The sequence below is a fragment of the Kaistella sp. genome (assembly GCF_041824135.1).
Lineage (GTDB): Bacteria > Bacteroidota > Bacteroidia > Flavobacteriales > Weeksellaceae > Kaistella.
The window spans coordinates 1-11,899 of record NZ_JBGZYM010000029.1; the positions used below are offsets into that span (position 1 = coordinate 1).

9 protein-coding genes and 2 tRNA genes are annotated in these 11,899 nt (G+C 37.2%); 9 read left to right on the forward strand and 2 right to left on the reverse strand.

Annotated elements, in window-relative coordinates; genetic code table 11:
- Window positions 1–5: 5 nt before the first annotated feature.
- The 9 genes from ACEYOS_RS02980 (at window position 6) to pgl (ending at window position 9,174) form a co-directional block, all read left to right on the forward strand.
- Window positions 6–78, forward strand: a tRNA-Met gene (locus ACEYOS_RS02980).
- Between the two features lie 214 nt (window positions 79–292).
- A tRNA-Met gene (locus ACEYOS_RS02985) sits at window positions 293–365 on the forward strand.
- 672 nt (window positions 366–1,037) lie between these two features.
- Entirely contained in the window at window positions 1,038–3,047 is a 2,010-nt protein-coding gene (gene tkt / locus ACEYOS_RS02990) for a transketolase (protein WP_373708585.1), read from the forward strand.
- A gap of 164 nt (window positions 3,048–3,211) precedes the next feature.
- The gene (locus ACEYOS_RS02995; RefSeq protein WP_373708584.1) at window positions 3,212–3,673 is read left to right on the forward strand and encodes an RpiB/LacA/LacB family sugar-phosphate isomerase; all 462 of its coding nucleotides are present in this window, start codon (window positions 3,212–3,214) and stop codon (window positions 3,671–3,673) included.
- An 88-nt stretch (window positions 3,674–3,761) separates the two neighbouring features.
- The gene (tal, locus tag ACEYOS_RS03000; protein ID WP_373708583.1) at window positions 3,762–4,823 is read left to right on the forward strand and encodes a transaldolase; all 1,062 of its coding nucleotides are present in this window, start codon (window positions 3,762–3,764) and stop codon (window positions 4,821–4,823) included.
- A complete protein-coding gene (locus ACEYOS_RS03005) occupies window positions 4,801–5,451 on the forward strand; it encodes an HAD family hydrolase (RefSeq protein ID WP_373708582.1) in 651 nt (216 codons plus the stop codon). Before tal ends, ACEYOS_RS03005 begins: the two co-directional genes overlap by 23 nt.
- Window positions 5,452–5,455: 4 nt before the next feature.
- The gene (gene gndA / locus ACEYOS_RS03010; RefSeq protein ID WP_373708581.1) at window positions 5,456–6,883 is read left to right on the forward strand and encodes an NADP-dependent phosphogluconate dehydrogenase; all 1,428 of its coding nucleotides are present in this window, start codon (window positions 5,456–5,458) and stop codon (window positions 6,881–6,883) included.
- A gap of 45 nt (window positions 6,884–6,928) precedes the next feature.
- Entirely contained in the window at window positions 6,929–8,443 is a 1,515-nt protein-coding gene (gene zwf, locus ACEYOS_RS03015) for a glucose-6-phosphate dehydrogenase (RefSeq protein ID WP_373708580.1), read from the forward strand.
- A gap of 5 nt (window positions 8,444–8,448) precedes the next feature.
- Entirely contained in the window at window positions 8,449–9,174 is a 726-nt protein-coding gene (gene pgl, locus ACEYOS_RS03020) for a 6-phosphogluconolactonase (protein ID WP_373708579.1), read from the forward strand.
- 28 nt (window positions 9,175–9,202) lie between these two features.
- Here the strand turns inward: pgl and glk are convergent, their stop codons facing one another.
- Both glk and ACEYOS_RS03030 read right to left on the reverse strand, forming a co-directional pair.
- Window positions 9,203–10,279 carry a glucokinase gene (glk, locus tag ACEYOS_RS03025; RefSeq protein WP_373708578.1) on the reverse strand — a complete coding sequence of 359 codons (1,077 nt, stop codon included), beginning with the start codon at window positions 10,277–10,279 and terminating at the stop codon, window positions 9,203–9,205.
- 371 nt (window positions 10,280–10,650) lie between these two features.
- The gene (locus ACEYOS_RS03030; protein ID WP_373708577.1) at window positions 10,651–11,148 is read right to left on the reverse strand and encodes a hypothetical protein; all 498 of its coding nucleotides are present in this window, start codon (window positions 11,146–11,148) and stop codon (window positions 10,651–10,653) included.
- Window positions 11,149–11,899 lie beyond the last annotated feature (751 nt).

Here is an 11,899-nt window from a genome sequence, read left to right on the forward strand (position 1 = left end):
AATAACGCGGGGTAGAGCAGTAGGTAGCTCGTCGGGCTCATAACCCGGAGGTCGCACGTTCGAGTCGTGTCTCCGCTACTAAGTAAAGAGAATCATTTTAATGGTTCTCTTTTTTGTGGGGTTAAGTGAGGGTTTTGGGGAATACAGCTTCCAGAAGAAAATTAGTAATCAGAATAAACTGTTTAAAATACTGTGCATCAATAATTAACGATTTTGATGGATGAAAATTTTTGAGTAACCATATTATTTATGATAAAAACTAAATAATAATTGTATATTTGCACCATAATAACGCGGGGTAGAGCAGTAGGTAGCTCGTCGGGCTCATAACCCGGAGGTCGCACGTTCGAGTCGTGTCTCCGCTACTAAGTAAAGAGAATCGTTTTAATGGTTCTCTTTTTTTGTGGGGTTAATTGAGGTCTTCAAAAATTCAGATAATTGCGAGTTACCCATCTTCGAAAACGGTTAACATCATGAGAAAAGATTGTAGCTAATTTTTACCTGCTATTAAATTTCTAATTGTCATGCTAGCAGAAAAAACTAAATTATTTATTTCAGTATTTAGCGTTGGCCTATAAATCGAAAACGATTAATCATTCTTAGTCTTTTATTTTTTCAATCCTTTCTTTGAGAACGGAAGTGTTTTTCTTTAATATAATCACTTTAATTTTTGTGCTAGAAACAACGAGGTTCTTTCGTGATTGTAGGAGCCAAATTTCTTAATAAGTAATTAAAAGCTGATCACTTCGAAATGTTATGTTTAGTTAAAAAAAATTGTTTTTTTTATTTTTGATTGTAAATTACCTATTGAAATTCACTGCAATGCAGATTTTAGACATCGAAAATAGTACGGTAAATATCTTCCAATAGTTTTAAATCAAGAACTAAATATTGCCAAAAGGAATTCGCTAAAATCAATCAGGCAGATCTTAAACTGGAAAATAGTTTAAAAAAAATTAACCTTTTTCATCAACTTTCGCCTGCTCCTTTAAAAGTTTTTGAATTTCAAAATAATAGGTAAGAAAAAATCATCAACAATGGAAACGAAAAATTTAATTCAGAAAAGTATCGATACAGTAAGAGTTTTATCCGCAGATGCAGTTGAGAAAGCAGATTCCGGACATCCCGGAACACCGATGGCTTTGGCTCCTTTAGGTCATGTGTTATGGTCGGAAGTGATGCATTACAATCCCAAAAATCCAGAGTGGGTGAATCGCGACCGATTCGTTCTTTCTTGTGGTCACGCCTGCATGTTGCAATACAGTTACCTTTACTTGACTGGTTATAAAATTTCGCTTGATGATATTAAAAAATTCAGACAAATTCACAGCATTACGGCTGGTCACCCGGAATATCGACTTACACCCGGAATAGAAGTAACTACCGGTCCTTTGGGACAAGGTTTTGCGAATGGGGTAGGTATGGCGATTGCGCAACAATATATGGCGGCCCGTTACAATCAGCCTGATTTCAATATTTTTGATTATAAAATTTATGCGATTTGCAGCGACGGTGATCTCATGGAAGGCGTTTCCGCAGAAGCTGCTTCTTTGGCGGGGCATCTCGGCCTCGGAAATTTAATTTATTTCTACGACAGCAACAATATTACCATTGAAGGCGATACTGATTTGGCTTTTGAAGAAGATGTTTCAAAACGGTTTGAGGCTTATGGTTGGCATGTTCAAAATTTACCCGATATCAATGATTTAGACGCAGTTTCAAAAGCCATTAAAAAGGCGAAGAAAGAAACCGATCGTCCTTCCTTAATAAAAGTTCGCAGCATTATTGGTTACGGTAGTCCGAATAAACATAATTCAGCTGCAGCTCACGGGTCACCTTTGGGTAAAGATGAACTTCGGTTGGTTAAAGAAAATTTCGGATTTGATCCTGATAAAGATTTTAATGTTTCGAAGGAAGTTTTAGATTTCTATCGAAAAGCCGGGAAGAAATCTGCAAAAAAAGAAAAGGAATGGAACGAGCTCTATAAAAATTATAAAAAACGTCATCCCGATCTTGCGAAAGAATACGAGAACATCACGGCAGGAAAACTTCTTGAAGGTTGGGAGAAAAAGCTTCCGGTTTTTGAAGCAGGAACTGAGCTGGCGACCAGAAAAGCTTCAGGCAAAACATTGAATGCTATCGCTGAATATTTACCTCAACTGATTGGTGGGTCAGCCGATCTTTCGCCCTCTACAGATACGCATCTTGAGGCGTACCAATCATTTTCTGCAAAGCACCACGACGGTCGTAATTTCCATTTTGGAATCCGGGAACATGCAATGGGTTCGGTTTTGAACGGAATGGCACTCAGTAATTATTTGATTCCTTATGGTGCTACCTTTTTGATTTTTTCTGATTATATGCGTCCACCACTTCGATTGGCTGCAATTATGAAAATTCGTCAGATTATGGTCTTCACTCACGACAGTATTGCGCTTGGAGAAGATGGAACGACCCATCAGCCGGTTGAACAGTTGATTGGATTACGTTCTGTTCCAAACATGACTGTAATTCGTCCAGCAGATGCCAACGAAACCGCTCAAGCCTGGCGGGTCGCCATCGAACATAAAGATGGACCGGTCGCAATTGTCTTAACACGTCAGGGAATTCCTGTAATCGATCAGCAGAAATATGCCAAAGCAAAAAACTTAGAAAAAGGTGCTTACATTCTTTCAGATTCCGAAGGTGAACCAGATTTAATTCTCATTGCAAGCGGGTCTGAAGTCCAATTGATTTTGGGCGCTCAGGAAGAATTGAAGAAAAATAGTATTCAAGCAAGAGTAGTAAGTATGCCTTGCTGGAATTTATTTGATCAACAGACTGACGCTTACAGGGAAAAAGTATTTCCAAAAAATATAAGAAAAAGATTGGCTGTTGAAGCAGGCTCATCTCTCGGCTGGATGAAATATACTACCGACGATGGCGATGTCATTGGCATCGACAAATTTGGCGAATCAGCACCGGGCGAAGAAGTAATGAAAGAATACGGCTTCACTGTAGAAAATGTACTGAAAAGAGCACATGCGTTGCTTAGTAAGAAAGAATAAAGCTTCGTAGTGTTTGCAACGATTTACATTTAGATCGTTGCGCTTATTGCTAAGTGAAATGGCTTTGCAATAGGAATTTTTTACATCATATTGTATTAAAACTATACGTACCCAGCGTTTTGCAAAAATTTATTATCAAAAGTCGTTATCAATTAAATAAAAAAATGTCCACAGAACCATTAATAAAAATAGGAATTTGCGCAGACCATGGCGGATTTGAGCTCAAGGAAAGAATAATTCCTTTTCTAATTGAAAATAAATTTCAACCCATAGATTTTGGAGCAATGGAATTAAATAACGCTGATGATTTTCCAGACTATGTGATTCCTTTAGCCGAATCGGTATCTGCTGGAGACGTTTTCCGCGGCATTGCGATCTGCGGAAGTGGAGTTGGAGCGTGTATTGCTGCTAATAAAGTTTCCGGAGTGAGGGCAGCTTTGATTGTCGATTATTTTTCCGCGCATCAAGGTGTTGAAGATGATGACATGAATTTGATCTGTCTCGGAGGTCGGGTTACTGGATATGCCAGTGCAGAAGAATTGGTTTTGGCTTTTTTAAATGCGAAGTTTATTGGAGCTGAAAGACATCTGCGGCGACTCAAAAAAATTCAAGACTTAGAAAATTAGAAGGAAAAGCTTTTCCCTTTTTGAGATGCTTTTCTGGGAATTAACTTTTAAAATAAATAAAATGAATTCTTTAAATCAAATACGAAAAATGGATCAGAGTATATGGCTCGATTTACTCGATCGCGAAATTATGAACTCTGGCAAGCTCCAAGACCTTATTGACCATGACGATTTGCGTGGCCTTACTTCCAATCCTTCCATTTTTGAAAAAGCCATCAGTGGCAGTTCAGACTACGATCAGGATATTGTAACACTTTCTCAAAAAGAAGATAATAATCCCGCCATATTTTTTGATTTAGCCATTGCTGATATTCAACGTGCTGCTGATCTATTCAAACCCGTTTACGACCAAACCAATGGCACCGATGGTTTTGTAAGTTTAGAAGTCTCACCTTATCTGGCGCGCGATACCGACGCAACCATAGAGCAGGCGCGTGAACTTTGGAAAAGAGTAGACCGGAAAAACGTGATGATAAAAATTCCCGGAACCAAAGAAGGTCTAATCGCCATTCGTGAATGTTTGCGGGAAGGAATTAATATTAATGTGACGTTGTTGTTCGGGCTTCCGCGCTATCGGGAAATTACGGAAGCTTTCATGGGCGGACTGGAAGACCGCCTTGCAGAAGGTCATTCCATTAAAGAAGTTTCATCGGTGGCGAGTTTCTTTTTAAGTAGAATTGATGTCATGATCGATCCAATGTTGAAGGAAAAAGGTGCGGATAAATTGGTTGGAAAAATAGCGATTGCTTCTGCGAAAAAAGCATATCAGATTTATCTTGAAATGATCTCAAGTGACCGTTTTAAAAAGCTGGAAGAGAATGGAGCACAGCGACAACGTGTTCTTTGGGCAAGTACGGGAACCAAAGATCCTTCCTTTAGTGATGTTCTGTATGTAGAAACGTTGATCGGAAAAGATACCATCAATACTCTGCCAATGGAAACCATCGATGCATTTCGGGATCATGGAAAAGTAGCCGAAACGTTGACTCAAGATATACCTGACTCCAATAAAGCAATGGCTCAGCTGGAAAAAATCGGAATCGATATTGATAAGATCACCCAAAAACTTGAAGACGAAGGAATAGAAAAATTCAACGTTGCTTACGAGAAACTGCTCAAAAGTATTGATGACCAAAAACGTAAATTTTGATCTAATGATTGATTTTGAGGTATCTAAAATTAAAGTGGTTTTCATGGATATTGGTGGCGTAATGCTGACCAATGGTTGGGATCACGAATCCCGTGCGAAGGCCGCTGAAGTTTTTGATTTTGATTATACGGAAATGAATATTCTGCATAATTTCATCTACAATGTTTTTGAGATTGGCAGTATTTCTCTGGATGAATATTTGGATACCGTTGTCTTTGACAAGCCACGGGATTTTACAAAATATCAGTTCAAAGATTTTATGTATTCTCAATCGTTAGAGTTACCACAGATGTTATCTTGGCTTAAAAGTTGGAAAAGAAAAATAGATTTACCGGTATTTGCCATTAGCAATGAAAACGAGGAGCTCAATAATTATCGAATCCAGACTTTTAATTTACATGAATTATTTGATGGATTTTTCTCTTCCTGTTATGTTGGATATCGTAAACCCGATCCAAGAATTTTTAAAACCGCTTTAGAAATTACGCAGGTAAAACCTGATGAATGCATTTATTTTGACGATCGACCGATGTTGGTTAATGCTGCAAAGAAACTCGGAATGAACAGTATTCTGCATCAAAATTTTGAAACCACTAAAAATATTCTCGAACATTTTATACGAAAATAATATTATGAACAAAGAAAATACAAATCAAAGCTCCTTTGGGATGATTGGACTCGGAACAATGGGTTCTAATCTTTTACAAAATATTGCCGATCACGGATACCAATGCTCTGGTTATGATATCGATTCTAAAAAAGCCGATACCGTCAATAATTTAGGCAACAAAAATATTCACGCTTATTCAAATTTAAAGGAATTCGTCAATAATTTAAAAAATCCCAAAACAGTGATGATGTTGGTTCCGGCTGGTAAAATTGTCGATTCCGTCATTGAAGAATTACTGGAAGTTCTGGACCAAGGCGATATTATCATCGACGGTGGAAATTCACATTTTACAGATACGGAAAGACGCTTTGTAGATCTGGAGCAAAAAGGATATCACTTTGTTGGAATGGGCGTTTCTGGTGGCGAAGAAGGCGCACGAAAAGGACCGAGTATGATGCCGGGTGGAGACAAAGAAGCTTATGAAGCTATAAAGCCAATTTTAGAAAAAATTGCGGCACACGTTAATGGAGAGCCAACCGTTGCTTATATGGGAGAACGCTCTGCCGGCCATTTTGTAAAAATGGTTCACAACGGAATCGAATATGCTTTAATGCAACTGATTTCTGAAACGTATGAAGTTATGAAAAAAGGACTTCAAATGGAGGATAACGAAATTCATGACGTCTTTAAAAATTGGAATGAAGGAAGATTACAATCCTATCTCATCGAAATTACTCGTGATATTTTTGCCTATAAAAATAAGGGCACAGACCATCTTTTGTTGAATGATATTAAAGATGAAGCAAAAGCAAAAGGAACCGGAAAATGGACTTCTCAAGCAGCTATGGATTTGGCGGTTCCCGTACCGATGATCGATATTGCCGTTTCTATGCGAGATCTTTCTAAGTTTAAAGAACTCCGTACAGAAGCTTCAAAATTATATTATGATTCTAAGAAATACGATTCAAAAGATAAAATGGAATATATCGTAAAATTAGAACAGGCTTTTTACTTTTCAATGATTTCAGCTTATTCGCAGGGAATGCATTTATTGAATCAGGCGAATCAAGAATTTAAATATGATCTGAATCTTGCTACCATTGCAAAAATCTGGCGAGGTGGTTGTATTATCCGTTCAGCATTTTTGGAAGATATTTATGTAGCTTATCAAAAAAATTCAGATTTGAAACATTTATTTCTGGATAGTTCCATTAAAGAAAGTCTTAAAGAAAGTCTTGCTGGAATTCGAGCTATTATTTCAGACGCCGCGTTGCAAGGAATTTCAGTGCCGACTTATGCTGTAGCTTTAAGTTATTTTGATAATGTTCGAAATGAAGAAATGCCGGCAAATTTGATTCAGGCACAACGTGACTTTTTTGGTTCCCATACCTACGAACTTAAAGGCAAAGAAGGCGTATTCCATACAGAGTGGGAAGAGCCAATCGTTTAAGAATCATTTAATTCATCAACTCTAAGCTTCTCAAAATTTAAACACATGATCAAGACATCAAATAAAAAATCAGAACCTACCATTTTCATAATTTTCGGTGGAACAGGCGATCTCACCAGACGGAAAATCATGCCCGCGCTTTACAATCTTTTTCTGGCGAATTGGTTGCCTACTGAATTTGCAATAATCGGAACCTCATCGACCAAAACGAGCGACGAAAAATATATTAGTGATCTACTGGATGCCATCAACGAGTTCTCAAGAAATGGTAAGGCCAAAAAAGAAGAGTGGGAGAAATTTGCTTCACACATCACTTTTCAGGATGCAGATCTTACCCAAGCTGCCACCTTTAAACCATTTGGAAAGTTGATTGAAAAATATAAAAAGCAATGGCAAAAAACACCATCGATTATTTATTATTGTGCCGTGGCACCGCGTTTTTTCTGCACTATTGCAGAAAATATATCAAAATCAAAAATTGAAAATGATCCGGCAACTACGCGAATTATTATTGAAAAACCTTTCGGCACAGATCTCGATTCGGCGAAAGCTCTGAACAAAAGATTGCTTGGTATTTTTGATGAAAAACAAATTTATCGCATTGATCATTATTTAGGAAAAGAAGTCGTTCAGAATATTATGGCGTTCCGATTTGCGAATTCGATTATGGAACCTCTTTGGAATCGAAACCACGTAGAGAATGTCCAGATTTCGGTGACCGAACAAATCGGTATCGGAAGTCGCGGAAATTATTTTGATAACGCTGGAATCTTACGAGACATGATTCAAAACCATTTGTTACAGTTGCTTTGCATCATTGCGATGGAACCTCCAACCAACTTTAATGCTGATGAAGTTAGAGATAGAAAAGTAGATGTCCTAAAAGCCATGCGAAAAATTGAAACAGGAAAAGTTGAAAGTATTTCCGCGCGCGGTCAGTACAGTTCGGGTTGGATTGAAGGCAAAGAAGTGTTGGGTTATCGGGAGGAGGAAAATGTAAAAGAAAATTCAAATACAGAAACGTTTGCTGCTATGAAGCTCCACATTGATAACTGGCGCTGGCAAGGAGTACCATTTTATTTAAGAACGGGCAAGCGACTGTTTAAATCAGCTTCGATCATAACAATTCAGTTTAAAGAAATTCCGCACAATATATTCGTCTCTGAAGATGCCGCCGCGCCGAAGCAAAACCGATTGGTCATCAGTATTCAACCCGATATGGCGATCCGTTTTCAACTGCAAAGTAAAGTTCCGGGATTAGAAATGAATTTAAATACCGTAGATGTTGTGTTTGATTATGCTGGAAATAAAAAGACCGATTCGCCCGAAGCTTACGAAACGCTTTTATTAGATGCGATCACCGGCGATCAAACTTTGTTTATGCGTGCCGATCAGGTAGAAGCTGCCTGGGAATTGATTATGCCGATTCTGAATTATTGGGAAAAGAACAAAGAACAGAATTTCCCGAATTATTCGGCTGATTCCTGGGGTCCTGAAAATGCCGAAGCGCTCATTGCAAAAGATGGTTATCACTGGTTTAATTTGCCCGATAATAAATAACAAATATGATGGAATTAAATATTTATAATACTGTAGATGAAGTGATCAATGCATTGGCACAAGCCATTTGTCATTCTTCAGAATTGGCGATTAAAAAACGCGGACAGTTTAATTTGGTGCTTTCGGGTGGAGGTTCTCCTCGTAAGTTATATGAACTCCTGGCTTCAAAGCAATACCATAACAAAATTGCCTGGAACAAAACCTACTTCTTCTTTGGTGATGAACGGTTCGTTCCTGAAAATGATTCACAAAGAAATTCATTAATGGTCAAAGAGGTTTTATTTGATCCGCTAAAGATTACAAAATCCCACATTTTTAATGTTGACACTACAGGAACTCCTGAAGAGGCAGCCGAAAAATACCAACATTCAATAGAATCTCATTTTCAACATCAACCGATTGAATTCGATTTTAATTTGCTTGGGCTAGGTGACAATTCACATACTGCTTCTCTTTTTCCCTATACTTCCGTTTTAGATGAAACCGAGCCAACCGTTAAATCTGTTTTTGTGAAAGAAGTAGATATGTATAGAATTACAATGACGGCAGCAATGATTAATCAATCAAGACGTATTGCGTTTTTAGTTTTTGGAGAAGGGAAGGCAGAAGCTGTGTTTCACGTTTTGCGAGATCAGGCTGGGACAGCAAACAAATATCCGGCACGTCTGATTTCGAAGGATGAAAAGAAAGTTCAGTGGTTTTTAGATCGCGCTGCAGCTTCTCGTTTGTAGAAAGTTATTTTAATTAACTCTGATCAATCTACTTTACAATTCCCATTGCCGCGTAATACGCCGCACCCATTAACGCCGTTTTATCATTCAGAACGATTTTTACTGGAATGGTTTTCAGCAAATGTTCTAGGCGGCCAACATTGATGAAGTTTTTATAGAATTCTTTTTTATCAATGAAGTCAATAATTTTTGGAGAAATCCCGCCACCGATAAAAACCCCACCAGATGCTTTTGTTTTTAAAGCAAGTTGCGCTGATTCTACGGCTAGATATTTCACAAATAGCTGTAAAGTCTCAAGGCATACCGCATTTTTATTTTGCAAGGCTGCGGTAGAAATTGCGATGGCTGGATCTTCAGTTTGAAATTGGGCGCTGAGCCAATTGGGTTCTTTTTCTTTTCGAAATGTTCTCAAAAACTGGTAAATATTATAAATTCCCTGTCCCGAAACAACTCTTTCCCAACTCACATGTCCGAACTTTTTATTTAAATAGTTCCATAGTTCCATATCCAGTTCATCGCTTGGACTAAAACTACAATGTCCGCCCTCTGTCGCAAAAGGATGATAGTGCGATCCGTCCCAATACATACCGGCTTCACCAAGACCTGTTCCTGATGAAATAATTGCAGCATTTCCCTTGACATTCTCGCCTTTAGTTAAAGTTTTAAAATCTGAATCTTTAAGTGCAGACAATCCATAAGCATTGGCTTGAAGATCGTTGATGAGCAATACGCGCTTGATCTTTAAATCTGATTCTAATTTCTTAGCGTTGATTTCCCAGGCAAAGTTGACACCGCGAACTTTGTCACCATCAACTACCCCAGCTACGCCCAAACAAGCAGCATCAATCTTCGATATTTCATCACCGTGAAACTCATGAATTGCCTTAACAAAAGTATCGTGATCGCTCGTCGCGAACCGTTGATGTTTAATCGAAACGAGCTTTCCGTTTTTAATTTCGAAAAGAGCGAGTTCGGTTTTGGTTCCTCCTAAATCTCCCGCTAGAACAATTCCTGATTTTGGTAAATTATTTTTACGCGAAGGATAGGCCATTGGCATCGTCGCAGATGAAATGTCAGGTAAGGAAATTGCTTTAAATTTTTCCATTTGTTACTGTATAGTTTAGGAATGAACAATTAAATAAAATAATTGCTTCAGTAATGTAGAGAAGGATAACCCATTTTAGAAACTTTTTTTGATGGATTTTGTATTTCTATATTTAGCGTTTGTATTAGAAATAATGCTCTTTACGGAACTTAAAGTTACGCTTTTTAACTATTTCGTATAAAATTTTTTAAAAATAAAGATGGATAAATAAATTACATCCTCAATTCATATAAAAAAAGGAATTCCAATCGAAATTCCTTTAAATCTTAAAGTCTGAATAATTTGTGTGAATATCGGAGAAGAATAGTCAGCGTTCGTAAATGTTTATAACGATTTACTCATTTAAAGTTCTATGTTGAAAATGGTTAATCTTACAATCTGGAAATTCCAGTTTCAATTACTTTTGCCCCTGCATTTATCATCTGCTGTTGTAATTCTGTACCTTTTAAATTTCCAGCCATTTTTTCAAACATTACTCCAGTGGTTACCAATTGTAAACCTGAGAATTTTTCATTCCAATTTGGACGGGGAACTGTATCGCCATAAGGATTTCTCCGTTTTTTTATAAAAATATGCTGTGGTTCATTCCCACACAGATCATCTATCAATTCTGCCATGTGGTCTCCTATGATTATTTGACCTTTATTTCCATTGCTTTTATTCATTAAATCAGCCGTTTCCTGCATTGTCAATAATCTGTCCATTGCCTGGAAAGCCAACCTGGAAATGAAAACTGATTCTGGTGGAATCGGTTGAGGGTTCAGTGCTACCATACTCAAAAAGTTACTCTGGAGCTGACCGATCATTGACAAGAATTTTTCGCGCGGGATACTTATTGTATTTTCTGCTCTGTGATTTTGTGTTTCCATATTATCATTTTTTATAGGTTTAAATTTATTTTAAGAAGATTGAAGAGGAAGTTTTGGTGCGGAATTTTATTGGGAATAAGTTGAAAACAAAAAAGCGCAGGATCGTAATTAAAAAATTATTTATCCAAATATCGTTTCATATTCCTACTTTAACATAGTACAAATGCGACATCATTAAATAAAAATTGAAATTGTAAAAGGAGGAATAACCTGATGAAGAATCAACTGCAAGATTTTGCAGTTTCCTGATACTATTTAAAAAGAAAATTTATGGAATTTTTGAATTGAATCGTACCGAATTTTTGAGCGTTTTTCGCTTGGAGTGACACCTGTGAAATGATGGAAATCATGTATAAGTTGCAGATATCTTCATAACCGAACTGGTGAGAAATATTAGTCCATGAGGCTTTGGGATTATCTTCTTTAAATTGATAGGCTATCGAAAAACGAACATTCCGAGAAAAATATTTTGGTTATAAGCCGATTCGCTGTATGGACTGAAGCTCTATTTGCCGAACACTTAGGCAGGGTTTAGTAACCAGCATATCTATTAATATTTTCCGATGTGAAAATGCACCATTTTTTACATCGCCAGATTTATCGGAAGTGGAGGTATATTCATTTAGCTTACTCAAGAGATATAAATAAATAATCCCATTTTTTTCGGCACAGAATTTTTAAACTAATCGACGTGATTACTTTTAATCAAATCTATAATTGGAAAGTAAAATTTAATGATAAATAATAAGTT